The following is a 25,147-nucleotide window of genomic DNA, read 5'->3' on the forward strand; positions in this document are numbered from 1 at the left end:
CGGATGATGGGGGGTCGCGTGTTCGAGGCGCTCCTTCGCCGCGCGCGCGGCGCCGTTCGCGCGCTCAGGCGGTCAGCCGAGGGCACCCCGCCGCGGCGGGACCGCCTCATGGACCTGCTGCGCGCGGTGGCGATCTCGATGGTCGTGCTCGGCCACTGGCTGCTGGTCTCGGTGACGTACCGCGACCGGATCGGGGGCGAGAGCGCCCTGGAGGTGCTGCCGTGGGCGCGCCCGCTGACCTGGCTTTTCCAAGTCATGCCGATCTTCTTCCTGGTGGGCGGGTTCTCGAACGCGGCCTCCCTGGACGCGTATCGCGGCCGGGGAGGCACCGCCGTGGGCTGGCTCCTCGGCCGGACCGGCCGGCTGGTCGCCCCCACGACGACGCTCGTCGTCGCCGTGGGCGCGGCGGCCCTCCTGGCCCGGACGCTCGGCGCAGACCCGAGGACGGTGGGAATGGCGGTGTGGCTCGCCTGCGTGCCGCTGTGGTTCCTGGTCGTGTATCTCGCCGCGGTCTTCCTCACGCCTCTGATGCTCGCGCTCGACCGCCGCGCGGGCCTCGCCGTACCCGTGGCGCTGGTGGTGCTGGTCGGTCTCGGCGACGCCGCCCGGCTGCTCGGCCGGCCCGTGCTCGGCCAGGCCAACTTCCTCCTCGCCTGGCTGGCCGTCCACCAGCTCGGCATCGCCTGGCGGGAGGGACGCCTGGCCGCCCGCCCCGCGGTGGCACTGCCGATGGCGGCAGGCGGCCTCGCGGCTCTCGTGGCGCTCACCGTCGCCGGCCCCTACCCGATCAGCATGGTCGCGATCCCGGGCGAGCGGCTGCAGAACACCTCGCCGCCGACGGTCGCGCTGCTCGCCCTGGCCGTCACGCAGACGGGGCTCGCCCTTCTCCTGCACGACCGCGGCAACCGGTGGCTCGCACGGCCGCGCCCATGGCTGGTCGTGGTGGCGGTCAATTCCGCGATCATGACGATCTTCCTCTGGCACATGGCGGCGGTCGTGATCGCGGCACTCGCCCTCTATCCCACCGGTCTGCTGCCGCAACCGCCCACGGGCTCGGCGGGATGGATCCTGCTCCGCCTTCCCTGGCTCGCCGTCCTGGCCGTGATCCTCACCCTGCTCGTCGCCGTGTTCGGCCGGACCGAACGGCGCGCGAGACCGTCCCCCGGAACGGACTCCGCGCGAACCGGCCGAATCGGCGCCCTGCGCACGGCGACCACCGTCACCGGCGCGGCGGCCGTGATCGGCGGGCTCCTCGGCACCGCCCTGGCGGGCCAGGGCGCGCCGCCCGTACAGATGCTGCTGGTCTACCTCGCCGGGGCGGCCCTCCTCCGGTTCGCCCGTACCCGTCCCGGGTCAGGAGATCGGCGCCGGCGTCAGGGCGGATAGCCGTACCGGCCGTGGAGGCGGACGAACCTGGCCAGGGTCAGGACCTGGCGGCGCTCCAGCCCGGCGGGGGTGCGCTCAAACAGCACGACCTCCTCCTCCCCGCCCGTCCCGATCGGCTGCACCAGGCGGCCGCCGGCCCGGAGCTGCTCGGCGAGCGGCGCCGGAACCTCGGGGTAGGCGGCCGACACGAGGATGGCGTCGTACGGGGCCCGGCCGGGCACGCCGCAGCTGCCGTCCCCGGTGAGCAACTCGACGTTGCCGATCCCGTGGCGGGCGAGGTTGCGTCCGGCCTGCTCGGAGAAGCCGGGCCGCATCTCGATGGACACGACGTCGGCGGCCAGGCGCGCGAGCAGCGCCGTCTGGAAGCCCAGTCCCGTACCGATCTCGAGCACGTGCTCGGCACCGGAAAGGCCGAGCCCTTCGATCATCCGCGCCGACAGCGAGGGCTGCGTGGTCACCTGGCCGTGCCCGATCGGCAGGGGGACGTCGTCGTAGGCGGCCCACACCGCGTCCGCCGGGACGAAGTCCGCCCGCGGGGTCACCCGCACGGCGTCGAGCAGGCGCGCGTCGCGGACGCCCTCCGCCCGCAGGGCCCGCTCCAGTGTTTCCGGTGAACCGGCCACGATCAGGGCTCCCGTACGGCGAGCATGCCGCCGGGCTCGCGGCGGACCCGTACCCCGTAGTCGCGGCTGACGTCGTCGAGGGTCGCGCGCAGCCATTCGGCGTCGTCGGGCGTGGCGCGGCACAGCCGCATGCGCCGGGCGCACATGGGCGAGACGCGCAACTCGGCCGGCCGCGCCGAACCCGGTTCGAGCGAGACGAAGTACAGCGGCCGCAGGTCGTCGCGGAACTCCTCGTACCCGGTGATGCCCTCGTAGTCGTCCACCAGATCGCCGCAGCCGTACAGGATGAGCCTGCCGCGGTACAGCTCGACCGGGCGCGGGTGGTGCGAGGAGTGCCCGTGCACGACGTCGACGCCGCCGTCGACGAGCGCGTGCGCGAACCGGACCTGCTTTCCGGATACCCGGTACCCCCAGTTGGAGCCCCAATGGATGGAGGTGACCGCGATGTCCCCCGGCCGTTTCGCCCGCCGTACCCGATCGGCGATCTCGGCCGCGGCGGCAAGCGACGGCTCGGGCACGAAATCGACGCCGGAACGGTCCTCGGCCGCCGCCCAGTCCGGCCCGATGCCGCTGGACTCCATGCCGAACGAGAACACCAGCACCCGCCCGCCACCCCGCACCGGCACGATCACCGGACTGCGCGCCTCGTCCGCGTTCCTCCCCGCCCCCGCGTACGGGAGTCCGGCGGCGGCGAGCGAGTCGAGGGTCTCGGCGAGCCCGGAACGGCCGAAGTCCAGCACGTGGTTGTTCGCCAGCACGCACACGTCGGGCCGGGCGGCGACCAGGCAGGGGAGGTTGGCGGGGTTCATCCGGTAGTGGATGCCCTTCCCCCGGGCGAAATCGCCGCTCCGCGTGACGCTCGTCTCCAGGTTCACCACCCGGACATCGGGCGCGACCTCGTCGAGGACCTCAAGTGCGTCGCCCCACGGCCAGGAGAAGGTGGCCGGGCGCGGAATCGGCCCGTTCGCCGCATCGGCCAGCTCGACGTAGGTCCGGGCGTCGGCGACGCACGGCTCGTGCAGGACCGGATCGCCGGGGTGCGGCAGGATCTGGTCCACACCACGGCCGAGCATGACATCCCCGCAGAGGAAGAGCGTCACCAGGCCCGCGCCCATACCTCCATGCTAGGAAGCGCCCCGGGCCACCCGCCCGGCCGGTCGGTCGACCGGAGACCGGTTGTGCGCCGGCCGGGTCTCACCAGCCTTGACGTGGAGGAGTGAGGGTCGCTAGGACATCCTCCATGGCCGCCCCGCTCCCATCGGAGATCCGCTCGACCGGACCGGTGGCGGCGTGAGGAGGAACACCGGTGGCCACCGTCCAGCAACGCTCGGTCCTCGACCGTGCCCTGCGGATCCTCGAGGCGTTCCAGCACGGTCCGGACAGGATGACCCTGTCCGAGATCAGCCGCCAGACCGACATCCCGCTCACCACGACGCACCGCATCGTCGGCGAGCTCACCGAGTGGGGCGCGCTGGAGCGCGAGTCGTCGGGGAAGTACCGGGTCGGGCTGCGGTTGTGGGAGGTCGCGGCGCACGCCCCCCGCTCGGTCGGTCTGCAGCGCATCGCCATGCCGTTCATGCAGGACCTCTACGAGAGCACCCGGCGCAGCGTCCACCTGGCCGTGCGCGAGAAGGACGAGGTGGTCTTCGTCGAGCGGCTCACCAGTCCCGACAGGAAACACGACCGGCCGCGCGTGGGCGGCAGGTACGCCATGCACGCGACGGCGGTCGGGCTCGTCCTGCTGGCCTACGCGCCGGACGACCTGCAGGAGGAGGTCATCTCCGGTCCGCTGCGCGCCTTCACGGCCCGCACCTACTCGAACGAGCGTGAGCTGCGGCAGGTCCTCGCGGACATCCGGCGGACCGGATACGCGGTGAGCGACCGCCAGATCGACCCCGAGTACATGTCCGTCGCCGCCCCCATCCACGGCGCCGACAACACCGTCATCGCCGCGCTGTCGCTGATCGTGCCGCCCACCGGCTCGCACGGCGTACGCCTGGCGCATCTGGTGCGGACGACGGCCCGGGGCATCTCCCACGCCCTCGGCGCGACGGTCGCCTCCGCCGTCGCCGACCGGCCCCGGACACCCTGAAACCGGAAACGCCGAATCCTGAAACCCGGTGCCCTGACCGTTTCGACCTGACCATTTTCGCCCCATAAGTCTTCCGATATCCGGAAAGCTCGATTGTCGGCGCATGCACGGTGACGCGAGTCTCATGAGCGTCGCGGCCACCCCCCATCGGTCCGCGACGTGGAATAAGGAGACTCACGGTGCGTCCAATCACCCCCAGGCCGCCAGTTGCCACCCCGAGCCTCGATCGCCGTTCCTTCCTCCGGCGGTCCGCCTTCGCCCTCGCGGCGGCCGCCGCCGGCCCCACTCTGCTGGCGGCGTGCGGTACGGACTCCGCCCCCGGCTCGGGCTCGGGCTCGGGATCTCGCGGCGTCACGTTTCTGAGCTATCTCCCGCTCGAGACGCTGTCGCTGGCGCCGGAGCTCCTCGCCGTGGCCGGCGGGCACTTCACGAAGCACGGCCTCGACGTGAAGCTGCAGCCGGTGAAGGGTTCCCCGCAGGCGATGCAGACGCTGCTGGCCGGAGCCGGGCTGGTCACCCGCGTCGGGCAGATCGACCTCGTGACCGCCGTCGGCAAGACCAACCAGCCGATGGTCAACGTCGGCAGCCTGACGAGGGCCTCCACCGTCCGCGTCCTGTACAGCAAGAAGAACCCGCTGAACCGGCCGGAGGACTTCGCCGGCAAGACGATGGGCGTCCCGTCGGAGGGCGGCACGAGCGACAAGCTCGTGAGCCTGGTCATGAGCAACAGCGGACTCGACGCCACGAGCGTCAAGCGGCAGGTCGTCGGCCTGACGCCCGGAACCTTCAACCTCGTGCAGCAGGGCCGGATCGCCGGCTACGTGGTCAGCCTGGACACCGCCAACATCGTGGTCTCGCAGAACAGCGACGCGGCGGTCTTCGATCCCGGCGAGTACGTGAACGCGGACACGCAGGTGTACGTCTCGACGAAGGAGAACGTGCGGACCCAGGCCGCCGACCTCAGGGCGTTCCTGGCCGGAATCAACGACGCCGTCGCCGCGATGGTCGCCGACGAGTCGCTCGACGAGACCCTGAAGGTGCTGCGCGGCGCGTACTCGTTCGCGACGCTCGACGACGACGAGATCGCCAAGGCCAGCCTCCGGCAGAGCCGCGACGCCTGGACGGGCGGCAAGCCCGCCGACCCGTTCCTCGTCACCGGTGAGCAGGCCTGGTCGACGGGCTACGAGGAACTGGTCAAGGCCGGGATGGTCTCCTCCGGCCTCGATCCCCGGGTCTGGCTCGACAACAGCCTCCTGTCCGCGTAGCCGAGAGCCGTGAAAGGACCGAAGCCGTGGCGAAAGACGCCAAGACGATGACCGTGCCCGTGGCGGGCCCTCCGGCCGAACCTTCGGCCCCCTCGGCGCCGAAGCTCCAGCTGGTGGGGATCAGCAAGGAGTTCCACACCAAACGCGGCACCACGCTGGCGCTCTCCGACATCAACCTGACCATCCACGACAAGGAGTTCGTCTCGCTGATCGGCCGTTCCGGCTGCGGCAAGACGACGCTGCTCCGCACGCTCGCCGGGCTGGTGAACCCGACCGCCGGGGAGGTCCTCATCGAGGGCAGGTCGCTGTGGCAGGGGTCGCACGTCGACCCCGCCGTGGTCGACCAGCTCGGCGTGGTGTTCCAGGAGGCCAACCTCTTCCCCTGGTATTCGGTGGCCGACAACATCGCGCTTCCCCTGCGGCTGCGCGGTGTGAAGAAGGCGGAGCGCCTGGCCCGGGCCGGTGAGCTCGCCGAGCTGGTCGGGCTGAAGGGGTTCGAGAAGTCCTATCCCCGCGAGCTCTCGGGCGGCATGCGGCAACGGGTCGCGATCGCCAGGGCGCTGAGCATCGAACCCAAGCTGCTCCTCATGGACGAACCGTTCGGGGCGCTCGACGCCCTCACCCGGGAGCGGATGAACATCGAGCTCCAGCGGATCGCCGCCGCGACGGAGGCCACCGTCGTGTTCGTCACCCATGACATCACCGAGGCGGTCTTCCTCGGTGACCGGATCGTCCATCTGACCCCGCGCCCCGGACGCATCCGGCAGGTCAGGTCGGTGGAGTTCGCCCGCCCACGCGGGATCGACGTTCAGACGGAGCCGGAGTTCGGCGCCATCGTGCGCGACCTCAGGCACGCGCTCGACGAGGAGGAGTAGGCCATGACCCGCGGAAGATCGATGAGGCTGCTGCCCTGGATCACCACGCCTCTCCTGCTGATCGCCTTCTTCGTCGCCTGGGACGTGTTCGTCCGCGCCTTCGACGTCAACGAACTGGTCCTGCCCAGGCCCGGCGCCGTGTTCGAGAGCCTGGGCACGGTCGTCCGCGACCCGGTCACGTGGGACCACGCTCGTGTCACCGTCCTGGAGACCACGACCGGCTTCCTGGCCGCGCTGGTGTTCGGCGTCGTCGCGGGAGTCGTCCTCGGGAAGGTGCCGTGGATCGAGCGGAGCCTGCGCCCGATGATCGTGGCGTCGCAGGTGGTGCCCAAGGTCGCCCTCATCCCGCTGTTCGTCATCTGGTTCGGGTTCGGCATCACCTCGAAGGTCATCATGGCCGCGATGCTCGCCTTCTTCCCGATCATGCTGAACGTCCAGCTCGGCGTGCGGTCGGTCGAGTCCGGGCAGCGCGAGGTGATGCGCAGCCTGAACGCCGGTCGCTGGCAGACGTTCCTGCACCTCGAACTGAAGAGCACCATGCCGTACGTCCTGGCGGGCATGGAGGTGGGCATCGTCTTCGCGATCATCGGCACGATCGTCGGCGAGTACCTCGGCGGCAGCGAGGGACTCGGCTACCTCGTGGTGGTGACGCTCAACGCGCTCGACGCGCCGCAGCTCTTCGCGGTCATCATCCTGTTGTCGGTCATCGGACTCGCCATGTACTTCGTGGTGAACACGCTCAAGCGGGTCCTCATCCCCTGGCACGAGTCCGTCTACGGCCAGAACGGGGTGTGAGCGGCCATGGAACCGCGCAGCAACCACCCCGTCGGCAGCCCGCGCTGGGCCACCACCCGCACCCAGTGGCGCGCGCTCGGCCTCGACGACGAGGACATCAGGAAGCCCAAGATCGCGATCGTGAACTCGTCGTCCGGGCTCTCCCCCTGCTTCAGCCACCTCGATCCCATCGCGGCCGAGGTGCGGCGCTCGATCAGGGACGCGGGAGGCGTCGGTTTCGAGATCAGGACGGTCGCCCCCACGGACTTCATCATGAGCGCGGGCGCCCGGGGCGGCTACGTCCTCTCCGGTCGGGACCTGATCGCCAACGACATCGAGGCGGTCGTCGAAGGCGCGCGGCTCGACGGGATGGTCTGCCTCGCGTCCTGCGACAAGACCACCCCCGGGCAGCTGATGGCCGCCGCGCGGATCAACGTCCCGACGCTGATCGTCTCGTGCGGCTACCAGAGCTGCGGAACGCTGGACGACGGCGCGCGCGTCGACATCGAGGAGGTGTTCATCAAGTCCGGTCACCTCGCGTCAGGGCGGGTCTCGTTCGAGGGGCTCTGCGACATGAGCGCGCGGGCCATCACGGGCCCCGGCGTCTGCACGGGCATGGGCACGGCCAACACCATGCACGTCGTGGCCGAGGCGCTGGGCATGACGATCGCGGGCTCGACCCCGGTCCGCGCCAACGGCGACCGCATGTGGGCGACGGTGAAGGAGTCCGGGCGCGTCATCATGGAGGCCGTCGAGCACGCCCGGCTCCCCCGCGACATCATGACCGCCGAGGCGTTCGCCAACGCGGTGTCGGCGACCCTCGCGGTCAGCGGGTCCATCAACGCGGTCAAGCATCTGCAGGCGATCGCGCGCGAGGCGGGATCCGACGTCGACGTCTACCGGTTGTTCGAGCGGCGGGCGGAGTCCGTACGCCCTCTGTCGGCGGTCCGGCCCAACGGCGAGGACAGCATCGAGGAGTTCGAGGACGCCGGCGGGACCCTCGCCGTCCTCGCCCAGCTCGGCGAGCGGGTGCACGGATCGGCGCGTACGGTCACCGGGGAGACCATGGCGGAGCGCACCGCCTCCGCCGTGGTGCGCGACGACCGGATCATCAGGCCCGCAGACGACCCGCGCGGGCGGGAGGCGACGATCGTCGTGGTCCGCGGCTCGCTCGCACCCGACTCGGCGATCGTGAAGCTCTCCGTCTCCGAGCGGCGGACGAGGACGTTCCGCGGGCCGGCCCGGGTCTTCGAGGACGCCCTCTCCTGCGTCGCGGCCATCGAGCGGGGCGACGTCCGCGCGGGCGAGGTGCTCGTGCTGAGAGGTCTCGGGCCGGTCGGCACCCCCGGCATGGGCATGGCCTCCCAGCCCGTGTTCGCGCTCGACGGCGCCGGCATGACCGAGAGCGTCGCCGTCGTCACGGACGGGCAGCTGTCCGGGCTGGTCAACAAGGGCATCGTCGTCGGCGAGGTCAGCCCCGAGGGGGCGGTCACCGGGCCGCTGAGCATCGTCGAGGACGGCGACGAGATCGCGATCGACCTGACCCGCAGGACCGTCGACCTGCTGATCGAGCCCGACGAGACCGATCGCCGGCTGGCCGGGCGGAGCGAGCACGAGCCGCCGGCCGACGCGTCCGGATGGCTGTCGATCTACGCACGCAACGTCGAGCCGCTGCACCGGGGCGCGACGCTCCGCGGCCGCGGACGTTGAACCGACACTCCTGACAGGAGAAGCATGCCTCACCCTCTGACCGAACTGAAGATCAATACGGTGACCAAGCCCTCGGGCCGGGTCGTCGAACAGCTCGCCGCGGACGTCTGCGTCGTCGGCGCCGGGATCTCCGGTCTGTCCGCCGCCGTCGAGGCGCGCCGGCTCGGCCGCTCCGTCGCCCTCGTCGACGCACTGCCCGTCCTCGGCGGGCAGTGCGTGAACTCGCTCATCGGGCTCTTCTGCGGGATCTTCGGCAACGGGCCCGAGTACCGCCAGCTCACGCACGGCGTCTTCGACGAGATGTTCGCCGACCTGGGCAAGACCGACGACATCTACTTCAACAAGTCGCACACGATCACCGTCAGCTACGACGAGGTCGTGCTCGGCCGCTGGTTCGAGAACCTGGTCCAGCGGCTCGGCATCCAGGTCGTCCTGGGCGCGTCCGTGCACGGAGTCGACGTCGCCGACGGCCACGTCCGCGCGGTGGACTTCGCCACCCGCCACGGCGACGTACGGGTGGCGGCCGGGGGGTTCGTCGACGCGACAGGGGACGCCGCCCTGACGTGGGAGGCCGGGCTGCCGTGCCGGATCCCGGAGCGTACGGTGTGGGGGTCGCAGCAGATCCGGCTGGAGAACCTGGACGAGACCCACCGGCCGGACCCCGCCGAACTCGTGGCGCGGGTGGACGAGAAGGCGGAGCAGTACGGTCTCGTGCGCCGTGACGGGCTCGCCTTCTTCTTCCCCGGCCGCAACACCGCGGTCATGAACATGACCCACGTGGAGGCGCCGCTGGACGCCGTCCGGGCGGCGGAGGCGCAACTCGAAGGGCGCGCCCAGGCCGACCGGGTGGTCGAGTTCCTGCGTGGCGAGTTCCCCGGTGCCTTCGGCGACGCCAAGGTGCGCAGCTACGGCTTCCCCGGACGCCGCCAGACCCGGTGGATCGCGGCCGTGCACCAGCTCGGCGTCGAGGAGGTACGGCAGGGCACGTTCTTCGACGACGCCGTCGCCCGCACCGCCTGGCCGATCGAGCTGCACGACCGCGTGGAGGGCTACGTGTGGGAGACGTTCGGCCCGGACCACGTGCACTACGTGCCGCTGCGCAGCCTGGTCCCCATCGGGGCGCACAACCTCGTCGCCGCCGGCCGTTGCGTGGACGGCGACGCGGCGGCGCTGTCGAGCGTTCGCGTGATGGGCCCGTGCGCCGCCATGGGAGTCGGGGCCGCGCACGCCCTCGACCTGGCCAGGGGCGGAAGCGTCCAGGAGATCAAACCCGCCGAGCTTCGCGAGCGGGTCCACGACAACGTCGAGGGATGAGGAGGCGGGCACGTCGTGAGACTGACCGACGAGGAGAAGGCGATGCTCGACGGGGCGGAGGGCCCCGCGGTCGCCGCGGCGATGGACCTGCTGGTGCGCTACGGCGACGCGCTGGGCGCGGAACGGCTCTGCGAGACCCGGAACGTCGCGGGGACGATGACGCAACCCTCGCCCGTCAAGGCGAAGCTGGTGCGTGAGGGCGGCTGGGCGAAGTCGTTCTCGGTGATCAACCTCGACTGCGACGACGACATCGAGATCCCGCCGATGCGCGTCCCCACCTGCCAGCTCCAGCACGGGTTCGGTGACGACGCGCTCGGCGTCGTCCCCTATCCCCCGCAGATGGTCGAGTTGCAGGGCGACGCGGAGTCCTTCTTCGGAGGCCGCGGGGTGAACATCCTCGCGACCTGCACGCCGTACCAGGTGGGCAACCTTCCGGTGCGTGGCGAGCACTGCGCGTGGATGGAGTCCTCGGCCGTGGTGTACTGCAACTCGGTGCTGGGCGCCCGTACGAACTGCGAGGGGACCGCCTCGACGGGGGCCGCCGCCCTGACCGGCAGGATTCCTTACTGGGGCAACCACCTGCCCGGGAACCGCCACGGCACCCATCTGATCGAGTCCAGGGTGCCCGTCGACGGCTTCCTCGACTGGGGCATGTTCGGCTACTTCGTCGGCGACCTCGTGCAGGAGGCCAGGCCCGTCGTCGTCGGCGATCTGCGCCGCCCCGACCTGGGCGACCTGAAGCACTTCGGCGCCGCCGCGGCGTCGTCGGGCGGAGTGGAGATCTATCACCTGCCCGGCACGACCCCCGAGGCCCCGACGCCGGAGGCCGCGTTCGGCGGCGGACGCGTCCCCGAACCCGTGGTGTACGGCGAGCGTGAACGCCGGGGGGTCTACGAGACGCTGAACAACCAGGGCACGAGCACCGACGTGGACTTCGTCCTCCTCGGCTGCCCCCACGCCTCCCTCGACCAGATCGCGCGGGCGGCCCGGGCGCTCGAAGGAAGGAAGCTCAGCCCGGGGACGGAGCTGTGGATGATGACCCCGCGCGCGCTCCGCTCCGTGGCGGACCGCAGCGGCTACACACGGGTGATCGAGGAGGCCGGCGGCAGGGTCCTCACCGACTCCTGCCCCGCGATGTCCAGGTCGGCTCCCGCCGGCACCCGGGTCTTCGCGACCGACTCCGCGAAGCAGGCGCACTACCTCCCGGCCATCCTCGGCATCGAGGCGTGGTTCGGCACCCTGGAGGAGTGCGTCGACGCCGCCGTCACCGGCCGGTGGCGCGGCGACCTTCGGACCGTGGAGGCCGCGCGATGACGATAGAGCTCAGGGGTAGGGGAATCGTCCCCGGATACGCCGAGGGCGAGGCCCTCGTGTCCCACGAGACGATCTCGGGCTGGGGCGGCATCGATCCGGCCACCGGGACGATCATCGAGCGCCGCCACGAGCTGTTCGGTGTCTGCTTCACCGGCAAGGTGCTCGTGTTCCCCGGCGCCAAGGGATCGTCCGGATGGTCGGGGTTCTTCCAGAGCACCCGGCTGCTCGGGACGGCACCGCTGGCGATGGTGTTCACCACCATGACGACCAAGGCCGCACTGGGCGCGGTCGTCACCCGCGTGCCGGCCATGTCCGAGTTCGACCGCGACCCGGTGGACGTGATCAAAACCGGTGACTGGGTGGTCGTCGCCGCGGATCAGGGCCTTCTCACCGTGGCTCCGGCCTCCTGACTCCCATGTCCGGGAGTCGTCTCCGCCCGCGCGTGAGGCGTCCGCGGTGACCATGGTCAGACCTCCGTACCGGCTCGGGACCGCAGCGCGGGCGCGATCATCGCGATGGTGGCGAGGGTGACCAGGACGCCGAAGGCGGCCATGCCGATCGCCGGGGCGGGCGCGTCGTCGACGAAGAAGGCGGGAACGGCGGTGAGCCCCGCCAGCAGCCTGCTGACGATCACGGCGACCGCGCCGGCGCGGCTGCCGCGCCAGGCGAGCACCACGCCGCCCAGGGTGATCAGTCCGAGTACGGCGCCCGCGACGGCTATCGCGAACGGGGGGTGCTCGCCGTCGCCGAACGGCAGCGTGACCACGTCGCCGAGACCGAGCAGCGCGGCCACGACCAATCCGGCGACGAGCGTTCTGGAGCGGTTCATGCGGTCCTCCTGTGAGGTGGGGAAATCGTGCTGCCCGCAGTCTCGGCCGCCCGCCCGCTCCGCGAATCGGGACTGCCTCGGGACCGGTCTCCGTGCTGGCACGTATTCACTGCACGCCCGCGCGGCCCTAACGTGAGGGCGTGCTGACTCCTCGCCTGTACGCGTACGCCGTGACGGGTGCGCTGTGCGTCCTCGCGGGCGCCGGAGCGGTCTTCGCCGTCCTCGCCGGCGGCGGGGGCGCCGCCCTGGTGCTCGCGGCCGGAGTGGCGTTCGGGCTGCCGTCCGTGGGGCTCGGCGTGCTGGTCGCCACCCGCCGGCCGGACAGCGTGGTCGGCCTGCTGCTGGTGCTGGTCGGCGGGACGGCGGTGTGGCTCACCGTCGAGGAGCTGTACCACCAGGCGGTCGCCCGGCGGCCGGGCCTGCCGTTCACCGCGCTGTACTCGGCCCTGTCGCAGGGCAGCTGGATGTTCCTGTACGTCCCGGCGGGGCTGCTCATGCTGCTCTTCCCCGATGGGCGGCTGCCGGGACGGCGCTGGCGCCGGGCCGCCGCCGGGCTCCTGGTCGTACCGGTCCTGTTCACGCTCATCTCGGCGTTCGACCCCGGCCCGTACCCGGCGCCGTTCCAGGACACGCCCCACCTCCTGCGGCTTCCCGAGCCCTATTCGTCGGTGTTGCTCGTGGCGGGCCTCGCCCTGTTGCCGGTCTTCCTCGGGCTGCTGATCGCGTCCACGACGGCCATCGTGACCCGCTACCGGCGGGCGGCCGACGAGGTCGGGCGGGCACAGTTGAAGTGGTTCGCGCTCGGCGCCGGCTTCCTGCCGCTGACGTTGCTGCTGTGCTGGGCCAGCTACCTGTTCTTCGACGTGCCCGACCTGGTGATCGCCGGCCTGGCCGCGACCGCGCTGGCGATCCCGGCGGCGACCGCGATCGCCGTGCTGCGGCACGACCTCTACGACATCGACCGGGCGATCAGCACCGCCGTCACCTACGGCGTGGTGACCACGATCCTGCTGGGCTTCTACACCGCCGCCTCCTTCCTCGTCGGCCTCGGCGCCGGCCGGACCTCACCGGCCGCGGCTGCCGCGGCCACCGCCGCCTGCGCCGCCGCGCTGTCCCCGCTCCGCACCCGGCTCCAGCGATGGGTCGACCGGCGCTTCTACCCCGCGCGGCAGGCGGCGCTCAGCGCCATCGAGGAACTGCGCCACCGTACGCACACCGGTCAGGCGCGGCCGGAGCAGTTGGAGGCGTCGCTGCGCACTGCCCTGCGCGACCCGATGCTCCGTGTCGGCTATCGGCTACCCGGCACATCCGTGCTGGTCGACGCCGTGGGCGACCCGATCGACCCGGGCGCGGCGCACGTGGCCCCCGTACGCCTCGGAGGGCACGACATCGGCGCGATCGTGCGCGGGACCACCGGCAGCAGGGAGTTGCTGCGCGAACTGGCCTCGGTCAGCGCGCTGCTCGTCGAGGTGGTCCGGCTGCGGATCGAGGTCACCCGCGCGCTCGACGAGGCCGAGGCCAGCCGCACCCGGCTGCTGCACGCCGGATACGAGGAGCGGCGGCGGCTCGAACGCGACCTGCACGACGGAGCGCAGCAGCGCCTGGTCTCCCTGGGCATGGCGATCCGGCTGGCGCAACGCCACCTCTCCGACGGCGCGGTCGACGTCGACGACCTGCTGGACCGCTCCGTCGCCGAACTGGCCCTGGCCGTATCGGAGTTGCGGCAGATCGCCCACGGGCTGCGGCCGAGCAGCCTCGACGACGGGCTCGGCAACGCGCTCGCCATGCTGGCCGGCAAGGCGCCGGTGCCGGTGACGCTCGACGTCTCCGCCGACGACCTGCCGGAGGACGTCGCCATGACCGCCTACTACGTGGCGAGCGAGGCGATGACCAACGCGGTCAAGCACGCCGGTCCGGTGGCGATCGGCGTCCACGTCGACCGGCGCGGAGATCGGGTCACCGTGCAGATCAGCGACGACGGCCCCGGCGGGGCCACGATACGTCCCGGCGCCGGGCTGTCCGGGCTGTCCGACCGGGTCAAGGCCGCCGGAGGCGCGCTGCGGCTGTCCAGTCCGGCGGGCGGGGGCACTCTCGTGGAGGCGGTGCTGCCGTGCGCGTCGTGATCGGTGAGGACTCCGCCCTGTTCCGCGAGGGGCTGGCGCGCCTGCTCGAGGACGCGGGACACGACGTGGTGGCCAAGGCGCAGGACGCCCCCGGGCTGATCGCCGCCGTCGCCTCCGCGGACCCCGATCTGGCGATCATCGACATCCGGATGCCGCCTGATCTCACCGACGACGGCGCCCGCGCGGCCCGCAGGATCCGTGACACCCATCCACGGCTCGGGATCGTCCTGCTCTCTCAGCACGTCGAGACCCGGCACTCCGTCGACCTGGTGTCACAGGGGAGGTTCGGCTACCTGCTCAAGGACCGGGTCTTCGACGTGGACGACTTCCTCGACGCGCTGCGCCGCGTGGCGTCCGGCGGCTCGGCCCTCGATCCCGAGGTCGTCGCCCGGCTGATCGGCGGCCACCGTGCGGCCGATCCCCTCGCGGCGTTGACCGTACGCGAGCGCGAGGTGCTGGCGCTGATGGCGGAGGGCCGCACCAACGTCGGCATCGCCCGGCGGCTCTGGCTCACGGACCGTACGGTGGAGACGCACGTCAGCTCGATCCTGACCAAACTCGGCCTGGCCAGCTCCGTTGAGGATCATCGCCGGGTGATGGCCGTTCTCCTCTATCTCAACCGGCGTTAGAGCCTCGCGACGGGTGTGCCAGGTGCCGGCGCCGGTGGAACCACGCCCAGTCGTTGATCGTTAAGGGAGGCGCGGACAACAATCGATCTCGACAGGAGAAGCCGTGGTCTTCAAACGGATGCTGGGTGCCTTCGGCGTCGGCGCGCCCTCGGTGGACACCGTTCTTTCCACCCCGCGGATCCAGCCCGGCGGGCTGCTGACCGGTGAGGTACGGCTCAGGGGTGGCGACTTCGACGCCGACATCGAGCACATCGTCCTGGGCCTGGTGGCGCGGGTCGAGATCGAGCACGGCGAAGGTGAGCAGAGCGGCCTCGGGGAGTTCTTCCGCGTCCAGGCGTCGGGCCCCTTCACGCTCCGCGCCGGTGAGCAGCGCGTCGTCGACTTCCGCATCCCGATGCCGTGGGAGACCCCGATCAGCGAGATCGCCGGTCGGCACCTCGCCGGCATGGTGCTGGGCGTGCGCACCGAGCTGGCCATCGCCAAGTCCGTCGACAAGGGCGACCTGGACCCGGTCGCGGTGGAGCCGCTCCCCTCCCAACTGCGCGTCCTGCAGGCGTTCCAGCAGCTGGGCTTCCACTTCAAGTCCGCCGACCTGGAGGCCGGGCGCATCTACGGCGTGCACCAGGAGCTGCCCTTCTACCAGGAGATCGAGTTCTACCCGCCCGCCCACCACGCCGGGGTCGTCGGCGAGGTCGAGGTCACCTTCGTCGCCGACCCGGCGGGGCTGGAGATCGTCCTGGAGGCCGACAAGCGCGCCGGCCGTTATGGCTCCGGGGACGCCATCGGCCGTTTCCAGGTCAGCCACGACCAAGCGCTGCGCACCGACTGGGCCGGCGAGATCGACCGCTGGCTGACCGGCCTGGCCCACTATGGCGGCGGCCACGGCCACCACGGATACGCCGAGGCTGAACATCAGGGCCCTTACGGCCACAGTTACGGCCACGGTCACCACGAGTACCAGGAGCACAGAGGCGGGCCCGGTTGGGGCGCCGTCGCCGCGGCCGGAGTCGCCGGCGTCGTCGGCGGCCTCGTCGTCGGCGAGGTCATCGAGGAGATCTTCGAGGACGACGAGGAAGAGGACGGCGGCGACTGGTAGCCGCCGCGGCCGGCCCGCGGAGATCAGCCGGATCAGGGAACGATGTTGTCCACGTAGCCGCCGTCGACGCGCAACGCCCCGCCCGTGGTCGCCGAGGCGTGGTCCGAGCTGAGGTAGACCACCATGGCGGCGATCTCCTCCGGCTCGATCAGGCGCTGGATCAGCGACGCCGGCCGGTGCCGCTTCATGAACTCGGCCTGGGCCCGGTCCCAGGGCAGTTCGTCGCCGACGAGGGCGTGGACGAAGTCCTCCACGCCCTCGGTGTGCGTCGGCCCGGCGATCACCGCGTTGACCGTCACGCCCGTACCGGCCATCGCCTTGGCGAAGCCCCGCGAAACGCCGAGCAGCGCCGTCTTCGTCACGCCGTAGTGGACCATCTCCTCGGGGATCACCAGGGCGGAGTCGCTGGCCATGAACAGCGCCCGGCCCCAGCCCCGGTCACGCATTCCGGGCAGGTAGTGGCGCGTCAGCCGAATGGCCGACATGACGTTCACGTCCCAGAATCTCTGCCAGGTGTCGTCGTCGACCTCCAGCACCGGGCGCGGAGCGAAGATGCCGAGGTTGTTGACGAGGATGTCCACCGACGGCAGCCGATCGACGACCGCGGCGGCGCCCTCCGGCGTGGACACGTCGGCCGCCACACCGTCGAGCCGCGTGCCCGGCAGCCGCTCCGCACGTAGTTCGGCGACCACCGCCTCGACGCGTTCCGCGTCGCGTCCGTTGATCGTGGTGTCCGCGCCCGCCGCGGCCAGCCGCGCGGCGATCACGCGGCCGATCCCCTGGGTCGAGCCGCTGACGAAGGCCGTCCTGCCGGTGAGGTCGATCAGCATGGTTTCACCCCTACCCGGCACTGGAACGACGGCTCGCCGGGGCGGGGCGGCGAGGCCCGATCCACGGCGAAAGTTTCCCGCCCGTTTCCGGTGGTCGGCGGAGCGGTCGGCGGAGGTGTTTCGTGAGCCCCGCCCGGTGGGCCGGCTGCGCCTGCTGGACGTATGGGGCCTCTGACGGCGTCTCGATCATCGTCGCCGTTGGATCGTCGATGTCGCGGCAGCGAAAATAGAACACGTTCTTGCCAACCGGATGCCGGTCGAGCATGCTGTGACGCATGGATCTGACCACGCTCGAAGAGATCCGCCAGGCGAAGTACCGCTACCTGCGCTGCCTGGACCTCAAGCTCTGGGACGACTTCACCGACGCCTTCACCGAGGACGCCGTGGCGGAGTACGACGCCCCCGTGCTCCGCGACACCCTGCGCCTGGTCGGGCGGGACGCCATCGTCGGCTACATGCGCGCCAACCTCGGGCCGGGGATGATCACGTCGCACCTCGTCAGCCACCCCGAGATCGAGGTGGACGGCGACCACGCCACGGGCACCTGGTGCCTCGAGGACACCGTCATCGTCACGGCGCACCGCCTGCTGATCCGTGGGTCCGCCTACTACTCGGACACCTACCGGCGCTGCCCCGACGGCCGGTGGCGGATCAGCGGCACCGGCCACCGGCGGACGTACGAACTCACCGTGTCCTTCGACGACCTGCCCAGCCTCAGGCTGACGGGGAACCGCTGGGCGACGCCCACCGCGACCTGACCGGCGCCGCGCCGCCGAGCTCGGCGGTGACGGCGTCGGCGGCCGCGACGAGCTCGGCACCGCGCCGGGCGATCGCGGCCCCGGTGACGGAGGCGCCGACGTGCAGGGTCAGCACCAACTCCTGCCCGCCGTCGGCGTCGTACGTGGGTGCCGCGATCAGGTTGACCGGGTGCCTCCCCTTCGGGTTGAGGTCGGCGCCGAGGTAGACGCGCTCCCCCAGGCTCGACACCATCTCACCCACCAGGGCGCGCACCTCCCGCGGCAGCTCGTACGCGGCGACGCCGGCCATCAGCGAGTGCAGCCGCATACCGGCCGGCGTGAGGCTCTCCACGAGATACCCCGACGTACGGCACCGCTCGACGACCGCGCGCAGATGTTCGCGATCCATCCGCACCGGCAGCGTCGGCTCCTTGGCCAGCCAGCGGTCGAGCTCTGCGTCGGGACCCCACAGCACGTACATCAGGCCGACCGGCGGGGCGAACGGGTAACGCTCGCCCACCTTGACGGGCGCGGCGTCCGGCGGGGCGACCGCCTCCAGGACCATGATCTCGTCGCCGACGACGGCCGACGCGGTACATGTGGCGTGATACCGCTCGGCCAGCGGCGCCAGGTGCCGCCGCGCGACGTCACCGGCGACGAAGCTCCGCTGGGCGGCCCGGCCCGCCGCGACGAGAGCGGGGCCGAGGCCGTACGTCAGCGTCCTCGGGTCGCGCACCAGATAGCCGGCCGCGACCAGTTCGGTGACGATGCCGAGACACGTCGGCTTGCTGATGCCGAGCTCGCGGGCGAGCGCGGACAGGCCGAGGCGGCGGCCGCGGGCCGCGACGAGGTGGTCGAGGACGGCGACCACACGGTTGGTCGGCGGTGAGCGCCGGGCCATCGCCATTGACCACTCCTTAGAACGAGTTCTACTCTCACCTGGAAGACAACCTACCGCTTCGGTACATATTTGTACCGCGATCCGAGGGGGTCCGGTGGCCACCCAGTCATTCGCCCAGGCGATCGCCGAAGCCGAGCAGATCATCCGCTCGGCGCCACACGTGCGGACCGAGCAGGACCTGGCCGAGGGCCTGGACTACCTCGCCGGCAGCATCAAGGCGTCGCTGCACATGGTCTGGGCCTACGAGCGCGACTTCCCGTTCTTCGCCGCCTCCACCGGGCCGTACACCAAGCTCGGTCTGGACAATCCCGACACCCTCTACTTCCACGCCTACATCCGGGACGACGCCGAGTACGTCGTCACGGGCCGTCGCGGCACCACCGCCGACCTGAGCTTCCAGGTACTCAACGGGGACTACTCGCCGTCGCGGTCGCCCGACAGCCTCACGGCGTTCGACGACAGAGACATCGAGATCGCCGCGGACGGCTCCTACGAGCTGCGCTTCGGCCCCGCGCGACCGGACGCGGGCCCGAACCATTTCACGCTCGGACCGGGCTCGTCGATGCTGGTGGTGCGCGAGGTCTTCAGCGACTGGGGGACGGAACGGCCCGGCGAGATCCGCATCCACCGCGCCGGCACGCTCGGATCCGCTCCCCCGCCGATACCGGCGGAGAGGATGGCCAGGCGGTACGACGTGGCCGGCAAGATGCTGGTCTCGCGGCTGCGCACCTTCCTCGCCTTCCCGGAGTGGCACTACCTCACGCTGCCGGTCAACACGATGACGGAGCCGCGGCTCACCCCGGGCGGCCTCGCGACGCAGTACTCATCGGTCGGCCACTACGACCTCGACGACGACCAGGTCATGGTGATCACGGTGCCGGCCGCCGCGCGCGCGCAGGCGCCGTACCAGGGCTTCCAGCTCGGCAGCATGTGGTACATCTCGCTGGACTACATCAACCACCAGACCAGCCTCACCGCCGATCAGGCGCGCGTCGACCCGGACGGCAGGATCCGCTACGTCGTCAGCGAGCGCGATCCCGGCCTGGCCAACTGGATCGAGCGCACCGGGCACCGCCGCGGATATCTGCAGATCCGCTGGCAGCGGCTCGCGCGCGAGCTCAAGCCGGACGACGGCCCCGAAGTGGAGGTCGTCCCGTTCGACGAGTTGCCGGAGCGGTTGCCCCACTACGAGCGGCAACGGGTGAACCCACGGGAGTGGGCGGACCGGATCGCCGCACGCCAGGTCGCCGTCGCCAGAAGGATGCTGGGCTGATGTTGCTGGAGAACAAGGTCATCGTCATCTCGGGCGTCGGGCCGGGCCTCGGCCGCGGCCTGGCGCTCCGGTGCGCCGGGGCCGGCGCCGACGTGGTGCTGGCGTCGCGGACCGAGTCGCGGCTGGCCGAGGTGGCCGCGGAGGTCGCGGAGCTCGGCCGCCGCGCGCTGCGGGTACCGACCGACGTCAACGACGAGGCGTCCTGCCTGCGGCTGGTCGAGGCGGCGCTGGAGTCGTACGGCCGGGTCGACGGCCTCGTCAACAACGCCTTCGCGATCCCGCCGCTGACCGATCTGAGCACCGTCGACCTCGACGCGGTACGCGCCGGCTTCGAGACCAACGTGCTCGCCGCGCTGCGGCTGACCCGGCTCCTCACGCCCGCGCTCGCCGAGCGGGGCGGCTCCGTCGTGATGATCAACTCGGCGGTGCTGCGGCACTCACGGCGCACCTTCGGCGCGTACAAGATGGCCAAGGCCAGCCTGCTCGCGCTCGCGCAAAGCCTGGCCACCGAGCTCGGGCCGCGGGGCGTCCGGGTCAACTCCGTCGCGCCCGGCTACATCTGGGCGGACAACCTGAAGTGGTACTTCGACTTCCTCGCCAAGGAACGCGGCGTCACGGCGCAGCAGGTGTACGACGAGACCTCCGCCACGACGGATCTGCGCAAGCTGCCAGAACCCGACGAGATCGCCGACGCCGCGGTGTTCCTGCTGTCCCCGCTCGCCCGGGCGGTCACCGGGCAGTGCCTCGACGTCAACTGCGGCGAGTGGCACCACTGACCCCGGGAGGATCCGCGGCGATGACCACAGGACGCGACGATGTCGGCACGATCGAGGACCTGCACGCCTCGGCCGCGAAGATCACCGGACTGACCGACTTCGGCGAGGACGCCTACCTCGACGGCCTCGAGATGCTGCTGCGCTCCTACGCCGAGGAGGCGGCGCTCACACCGCGGGGCGCCAAGGCGCAGCGCGCGATCCTGCGCGGCGCGCTGACCGCCCGGCTGCTGTCGGAGGCGGCGTGGAAGCGGTACCCGCAGCACGCGGACGTGCGCGTCGAGCGGCCCATCTTCGTCACCGGCCTGCCCAGGACCGGCACCACCGCGCTGCACCGGCTCCTCACGGCCGACCCGGCGCATCAGGGGCTGGAGGTGTGGCTGACCGAGATGCCGCAGCCGCGCCCGCCACGCGAGACGTGGGCGGACAACCCGCTGTTCCAGGCCGTCCAGTCCGGCTACGAGCGGCACCACGTGAAGAACCCCGAGTTCATGGGCGTGCACTACATGTCGGCCGACATGGTCGAGGAGTGCTGGCAACTGCTGCGCCAGTCGATGCGGTCGATCTCCTTCGAATGCCTCGCCCACCTGCCGACGTACTCCGCCTGGCTGGAGACGCGGGACTGGACGCCGGCCTACCGGCGGCATCGGCGGAACCTGCGGCTGATCGGGCTCCACGACGCCGGGCGGCGCTGGGTGCTGAAGAACCCCAGCCACCTCTTCGCGCTCGACGCGCTGATGGCGGTCTACCCCGACGCGCTGGTCATCCAGACCCACCGTTCCCCGCGTACGGCGATGGCCTCGATGTGCAGCCTCGCCGCCCACGCGACCGAGGGCTGGTCGGAGGTGTTCACCGAAGCGGTGATCGGGCGCGACCAGCTGGATCTGTGGAGCCGCGGCCTCGAACGGTTCCGCGCCGAGCGGGCGAAGCACGACCCCGCGCGGTTCTTCGACGTCGACTACGACGACTTCGTCCGCGACCCGTTCGGCACGATCGACGCCGTCTACGCCCATTTCGGGCTGCCCCTCGACGCGGCCGCGCGTACGGCCATGGCACGGCTGCACGACGAGAGCCGCTCGGGCGCGGGCCGGCCGGCGCATCGGTACGAGCTGTCGGACTTCGGCCTGACCGGCGAGGAGATCGACGAGCGGTTCGCCGACTATCTGACGAGCATCGCGCGCTGATCCGCTGACCTGCCCCCAGTGACCTGACCCGCTGAGCCGCCGACCTGACCGCTGCCCCGCTGACCGGACAAGCCGGAGGGCCCCGGCGGCTCGCGCCGCCGGGGCCCGGTGGGACGTCATCCTCTCGTGTTACGGGGCGTCGTACCCCAGGGTGTAGGCGCCGCTGCCGCTGTAGGCGTAGACGCGGTAGCGGTAGTAGCCGGCGGTGCCGGTGTAGGAGAAGGACTCATCCGGTCCCGACGAGGTGCCGCTGGCCACGGTCGTCCAGGTGCCGAGGCTGTTCCGCTTCTGCAGGTACAGGTCGAAGTCGGCGCCGGTCGGCCCGTCCAGGCAGGCGGTGTGGGTTCCGGAGGTGGTCACCTGGAATCCGGAGGTGCTCGGGTGGTAGACGCTGGACCCCGAGGACAGGGTGCCGGAGTAGGTGTTCTGCTTGCCGCTGCACGTGCTCGCTCCACCGGTGACGGTGAGGGCGAAGGTCGCGGTGTGGGTGGCCGATCCGCCGGTTCCGGTCACCGTGACCGAGTACGCGCCCGACGCGGCGGACGTCGTCGTCGTGAGGGTCATGGTCGACGAGGCGCCCGACGTCACCGACGACGGGGAGAACGAGGCCGTGACGCCGCTCGGCAGGCCGGTCGCCGTGAAGGTGATGCCCTGCGCGGTGCCGGACGTCGTCGCCGTGGCGATCGTGGCGGTCGTCTGCTGGCCGGCCGGGACGGTGGCCGACGTCGGGCTGAGCGTCATGGAGAATTCATTGCCTCCGACGCTGCAGCTGGCGGGCTCGTCCGCGTGCGCCGGCACGTTCACCGCGTTCCACGCCGCCTTGGTCGTGTTGAACTCGGTGCAGGATCCGGGGAACAGCTGGAGCGCGGCCTCCAGGGACGCCTTGCGCGCCAGCGTGTGGGTCCAGGTGGAGGTCTTGCGGTTCAGCACGCCCATGAAGATCTGGCCGGCCTTCTGGATGCCGAGCCCGGTGACCGTGGAGCTGTCGCAGGTCGGGCTGACCGGGTTTCCGTTGGTCGGGTTCGATCCCTCGGCCAGCAGGTAGAACCAGTGGTTCTGGATGGCCGCGCCGGCGTGGACCTCCATCGGGGGAACCGAGGACGAGTAGCAGTCGGGGTTGCCGGAGATCAGGGACGGCTTGTGCATGTACCTGATCGGGCCGGAGCCGACGAGGTTGACTCCCTCGCCCACGCTGTAGTCCGGGGTGTCGAGGCCCGCGGGCTCGTTGGCGTAGTGCTCGGTCAGCGCGCCGAAGATGTCGCCGGTGGACTCGTTGAGTATGCCCTTCTCGTTGGTGCCGGTCGAACCGCCGGGGGTGTACTGGAAGATGGCGTGGCCGTACTCGTGGGCCACCACGTCGATCGGCGTGGCCTGACGCTGGTTGTCCTGGGAGTGGCCGAAGTTGGTGTAGCTGCCGTTCCAGTACGCGTTGACGTCGGCGAGGCCGACCCTGGCGGGGAAGCCGCCGCCGGTGCCGTTGATGCCGTCGCGCGAGAGCCAGTCGCGCAGCATGTCCCATTCCTTGCCGACCGCGAAGAGCGCGTCGACGCAGCCGGTCTCCAGGTCGGTGCCGGAGCCGTTGCCCCAGGCGTCGTCGCTGCCGGTGTAGGTGGAGCCGTTCTGTCCGCCGCAGCGGATGCCGGAGCGGCCGGGGTCGGCCATCGAGAACGTGGTTCCTGACGTGGTGCCGATCGTGACCGGGTTGCCGTTGTAGTAGCTGTTGCCCTGGCCGGCCACGACCTCGTCCGACTTCTCCACGACCTCGCCGGTCAGCGCGTCGACGAAGACGTGCAGCTTGCTCTCCCGGCCGTCACGCGTGCCCTCGGCGACGACCTCGTAGGCCAGCCGTCCGGCGCCCTGCGCCATCACGGTCAGCTGCGGCGCCGACGACGTGGTGACCTCGGACAGCTGGGCGCGGGCCACCTCCGTCGCCTGGTCGGCGGTGAGCTTGGGGGTGGTGCCGACGCTGAGCGCCTTCTCCTGGGCGACCGACGTGCTCAGCACGCCGCCCTTGGCGTCGGTGACCACGACGAAGTCTCCGCCGTACACCGGCAGTCCGCTGTAGGTGCGTGAGTAGGCGACGTAGTTGAGACCGCCCTGACTCGCGACGACCTTGTCGCGGTGGAACCCGTCCTTGGCCGAGGGGCGGAGGGCGGGCGGCTTGGCGTCGACCAGTCGGTCGGCGCCGCGTGCGGCCTGGGCGGGGTCGGCGGCCGGAGCCGCGCCCGCCGAGGCGGTGGGGGACAGGGCCACGAGCAGACCCGCGGCCGTGGTGACGAGCGCGAACGCGGCAGTGCGTTTCACCCGACGCTCCTTCGCTGTGTGACACATGGGGGGTGCATCACCTGTGAGGTGACTGGGACGAGCGAAGTTTGACCCGACCTTGACAAAGCTGTCAATAAGCTGGCAAATAATAGTGGAATTTGCGGAAGGAGGCCGTTGGCGCCGAAGTGTTTCCAGGTAATTACGGCCACCCGACGGCCGGTATGAATCTCCGCCCGCGAGCGTCCCAACCTGCGAACACGCCCGCCCCGCCCGCCGACGCGTACCGAAACATGCAGGTCGGCGGCGGATTCGACGGCGCGGTCAGGTCACCTCGCGGGGACGGCGCGTACGCCGCCGCCTGCTGAGCGGCGGTTCCGCCAGGCGCCTTTACGATGTAGATCAAGTGTCCCGGCGCTGCGGAAAGGAGAGCGGCAAAGCGACCTCGGCGCCGGTCGTCGGCATTTCACCGCGCCGGAAATCGACACGATGGAAATGTACGCGTTAAAACCCCGGTCAACGCGTTCCGTAACGGAAGGCCGCATTTATGGCCGGAGGGGTTACGCGGATTACGGTCGCGCGGCCGCGGGTCACTTCCTCGTCACGAGGATCCCGTCGTCGTCGCTGAACAACTCGGCCCCCGGGACGAAGACGACCCCGCCGAACGTCACCGGGACGTCGCGCTCGCCGGTCCCCTCCTTGGCACTCTTACGGGGATTGGAACCGAGGGCCTTGATCCCGACGTCGAGCAGACTCAGGGCGGCGACGTCCCGGACGGCGCCGTTGATCACGACCCCGGACCAGCCGTTGGCGACGGCGAGGCCCGCGATGACGTCGCCCATCAGGGCGGTGTGCAGCGAACCGCCACCGTCCACGACCAGGACCCGTCCGTCGCCGGGCTCCGACAAGGTGGCTTTCACCAGGAAATTGTCCTGGTGGCAGCGGACGGTGGCGATGACGCCGTGGAAGGCCCGGCACTTGCCGTACTGCCGGAACTGGAGGTCGCAGGAGTCGAGGTCCGCGCCGCGCTCGTCGTAGAGGTCCGCGGTGGCGATGGTCATCATGGAGCCTTTCGGGGAAGGTCGGGCACTCGTCTGCGGGCGGGCGCCGGTGCCGCCATGGGTGGGGCCATGGGTGGGCGATGGGTGGGCCATGGG

At 71.2% G+C, this 25,147-nt stretch carries 23 protein-coding genes; 16 read left to right on the forward strand and 7 right to left on the reverse strand.

The window, feature by feature from the left end; all coding sequences use genetic code 11:
• The first annotated feature begins 18 nt into the window (after positions 1-18).
• Positions 19-1,386 (forward strand): acyltransferase, encoded by a 1,368-nt coding sequence (locus tag IMZ11_RS22805; RefSeq protein WP_228644378.1) that lies wholly within the window; start codon positions 19-21, stop codon positions 1,384-1,386.
• On the opposite strand, the gene IMZ11_RS22810 is transcribed toward IMZ11_RS22805, so the two are convergent.
• Both IMZ11_RS22810 and IMZ11_RS22815 read right to left on the reverse strand, forming a co-directional pair.
• A complete protein-coding gene (locus IMZ11_RS22810) occupies positions 1,374-2,009 on the reverse strand; it encodes a protein-L-isoaspartate O-methyltransferase (RefSeq protein ID WP_228644379.1) in 636 nt (211 codons plus the stop codon). The genes IMZ11_RS22805 and IMZ11_RS22810 overlap by 13 nt on opposite strands.
• A 2-nt stretch (positions 2,010-2,011) precedes the next feature.
• Complete coding sequence (locus IMZ11_RS22815; protein WP_228644380.1) at positions 2,012-3,124, reverse strand: CapA family protein; 1,113 nt, start codon at positions 3,122-3,124, stop codon at positions 2,012-2,014.
• A gap of 191 nt (positions 3,125-3,315) precedes the next feature.
• On the opposite strand from IMZ11_RS22815, the gene IMZ11_RS22820 reads away from it, so the two are divergent.
• From IMZ11_RS22820 to IMZ11_RS22855, 8 genes are all read left to right on the forward strand, one after another.
• Complete coding sequence (locus tag IMZ11_RS22820; protein WP_228644381.1) at positions 3,316-4,101, forward strand: IclR family transcriptional regulator; 786 nt, start codon at positions 3,316-3,318, stop codon at positions 4,099-4,101.
• 179 nt (positions 4,102-4,280) lie between these two features.
• Positions 4,281-5,366 carry an ABC transporter substrate-binding protein gene (locus IMZ11_RS22825; protein WP_228644382.1) on the forward strand — a complete coding sequence of 362 codons (1,086 nt, stop codon included), beginning with the start codon at positions 4,281-4,283 and terminating at the stop codon, positions 5,364-5,366.
• Between the two features lie 26 nt (positions 5,367-5,392).
• The gene (locus tag IMZ11_RS22830) at positions 5,393-6,241 is read left to right on the forward strand and encodes an ABC transporter ATP-binding protein (RefSeq protein WP_228644383.1); all 849 of its coding nucleotides are present in this window, start codon (positions 5,393-5,395) and stop codon (positions 6,239-6,241) included.
• Between the two features lie 3 nt (positions 6,242-6,244).
• Positions 6,245-7,036: an ABC transporter permease gene (locus IMZ11_RS22835; protein WP_061258906.1), complete on the forward strand. Its 792-nt coding sequence runs from the start codon at positions 6,245-6,247 to the stop codon at positions 7,034-7,036.
• A gap of 6 nt (positions 7,037-7,042) precedes the next feature.
• Positions 7,043-8,725, forward strand: a complete 1,683-nt coding sequence (locus IMZ11_RS22840; protein ID WP_228644384.1) for a dihydroxy-acid dehydratase — start codon at positions 7,043-7,045, stop codon at positions 8,723-8,725.
• A 24-nt stretch (positions 8,726-8,749) separates the two neighbouring features.
• Entirely contained in the window at positions 8,750-10,039 is a 1,290-nt protein-coding gene (locus IMZ11_RS22845; RefSeq protein WP_228644385.1) for an FAD-dependent oxidoreductase, read from the forward strand.
• A gap of 15 nt (positions 10,040-10,054) precedes the next feature.
• The gene (locus IMZ11_RS22850) at positions 10,055-11,353 is read left to right on the forward strand and encodes an aconitase X catalytic domain-containing protein (protein ID WP_228644386.1); all 1,299 of its coding nucleotides are present in this window, start codon (positions 10,055-10,057) and stop codon (positions 11,351-11,353) included.
• Positions 11,350-11,763, forward strand: a complete 414-nt coding sequence (locus tag IMZ11_RS22855) for an aconitase X swivel domain-containing protein (RefSeq protein ID WP_228644387.1) — start codon at positions 11,350-11,352, stop codon at positions 11,761-11,763. Before IMZ11_RS22850 ends, IMZ11_RS22855 begins: the two co-directional genes overlap by 4 nt.
• Before the next feature lie 56 nt (positions 11,764-11,819).
• Here the strand turns inward: IMZ11_RS22855 and IMZ11_RS22860 are convergent, their stop codons facing one another.
• Positions 11,820-12,182: a hypothetical protein gene (locus tag IMZ11_RS22860; RefSeq protein ID WP_228644388.1), complete on the reverse strand. Its 363-nt coding sequence runs from the start codon at positions 12,180-12,182 to the stop codon at positions 11,820-11,822.
• Between the two features lie 140 nt (positions 12,183-12,322).
• Between IMZ11_RS22860 and IMZ11_RS22865 the strand changes: the two genes are divergently transcribed.
• The 3 genes from IMZ11_RS22865 to IMZ11_RS22875 all read left to right on the forward strand — a co-directional run bounded on the left by IMZ11_RS22865 (position 12,323) and on the right by IMZ11_RS22875 (position 16,030).
• A complete protein-coding gene (locus IMZ11_RS22865; protein ID WP_228644389.1) occupies positions 12,323-14,305 on the forward strand; it encodes a histidine kinase in 1,983 nt (660 codons plus the stop codon).
• Positions 14,293-14,934 carry a response regulator transcription factor gene (locus tag IMZ11_RS22870; protein WP_228644390.1) on the forward strand — a complete coding sequence of 214 codons (642 nt, stop codon included), beginning with the start codon at positions 14,293-14,295 and terminating at the stop codon, positions 14,932-14,934. Before IMZ11_RS22865 ends, IMZ11_RS22870 begins: the two co-directional genes overlap by 13 nt.
• A gap of 103 nt (positions 14,935-15,037) precedes the next feature.
• The gene (locus IMZ11_RS22875; RefSeq protein WP_228644391.1) at positions 15,038-16,030 is read left to right on the forward strand and encodes a sporulation protein; all 993 of its coding nucleotides are present in this window, start codon (positions 15,038-15,040) and stop codon (positions 16,028-16,030) included.
• A 32-nt stretch (positions 16,031-16,062) separates the two neighbouring features.
• On the opposite strand, the gene IMZ11_RS22880 is transcribed toward IMZ11_RS22875, so the two are convergent.
• A complete protein-coding gene (locus IMZ11_RS22880; RefSeq protein WP_228644392.1) occupies positions 16,063-16,860 on the reverse strand; it encodes an SDR family NAD(P)-dependent oxidoreductase in 798 nt (265 codons plus the stop codon).
• Between the two features lie 275 nt (positions 16,861-17,135).
• Here IMZ11_RS22880 and IMZ11_RS22885 point away from each other — a divergent pair, with 275 nt between their 5' ends.
• Complete coding sequence (locus IMZ11_RS22885; protein ID WP_228644393.1) at positions 17,136-17,618, forward strand: nuclear transport factor 2 family protein; 483 nt, start codon at positions 17,136-17,138, stop codon at positions 17,616-17,618.
• Here the strand turns inward: IMZ11_RS22885 and IMZ11_RS22890 are convergent.
• The gene (locus IMZ11_RS22890; RefSeq protein WP_228644394.1) at positions 17,575-18,504 is read right to left on the reverse strand and encodes an IclR family transcriptional regulator; all 930 of its coding nucleotides are present in this window, start codon (positions 18,502-18,504) and stop codon (positions 17,575-17,577) included. The two genes, IMZ11_RS22885 and IMZ11_RS22890, sit on opposite strands and share 44 nt — an antisense overlap.
• Before the next feature lie 88 nt (positions 18,505-18,592).
• Here IMZ11_RS22890 and IMZ11_RS22895 point away from each other — a divergent pair, with 88 nt between their 5' ends.
• The 3 genes from IMZ11_RS22895 to IMZ11_RS22905 are packed head-to-tail and all read left to right on the forward strand — an operon-like array spanning position 18,593 to position 21,728.
• On the forward strand, positions 18,593-19,771 hold the full coding sequence (locus tag IMZ11_RS22895; RefSeq protein WP_228644395.1) for a hypothetical protein: 1,179 nt from the start codon (positions 18,593-18,595) through the stop codon (positions 19,769-19,771).
• Positions 19,771-20,547: an SDR family oxidoreductase gene (locus tag IMZ11_RS22900; protein ID WP_228644396.1), complete on the forward strand. Its 777-nt coding sequence runs from the start codon at positions 19,771-19,773 to the stop codon at positions 20,545-20,547. Before IMZ11_RS22895 ends, IMZ11_RS22900 begins: the two co-directional genes overlap by 1 nt.
• A gap of 20 nt (positions 20,548-20,567) precedes the next feature.
• Complete coding sequence (locus IMZ11_RS22905) at positions 20,568-21,728, forward strand: sulfotransferase (RefSeq protein ID WP_228644397.1); 1,161 nt, start codon at positions 20,568-20,570, stop codon at positions 21,726-21,728.
• A 129-nt stretch (positions 21,729-21,857) separates the two neighbouring features.
• On the opposite strand, the gene IMZ11_RS22910 is transcribed toward IMZ11_RS22905, so the two are convergent.
• Both IMZ11_RS22910 and rraA read right to left on the reverse strand, forming a co-directional pair.
• Positions 21,858-24,032: a M4 family metallopeptidase gene (locus IMZ11_RS22910; protein WP_228644398.1), complete on the reverse strand. Its 2,175-nt coding sequence runs from the start codon at positions 24,030-24,032 to the stop codon at positions 21,858-21,860.
• A 548-nt stretch (positions 24,033-24,580) separates the two neighbouring features.
• Positions 24,581-25,051, reverse strand: a complete 471-nt coding sequence (rraA, locus tag IMZ11_RS22915; protein WP_228644401.1) for a ribonuclease E activity regulator RraA — start codon at positions 25,049-25,051, stop codon at positions 24,581-24,583.
• Positions 25,052-25,147: the final 96 nt, after the last annotated feature.

The organism is Microtetraspora sp. AC03309, assembly GCF_020826795.1.
GTDB lineage: Bacteria > Actinomycetota > Actinomycetes > Streptosporangiales > Streptosporangiaceae > Microtetraspora > Microtetraspora glauca.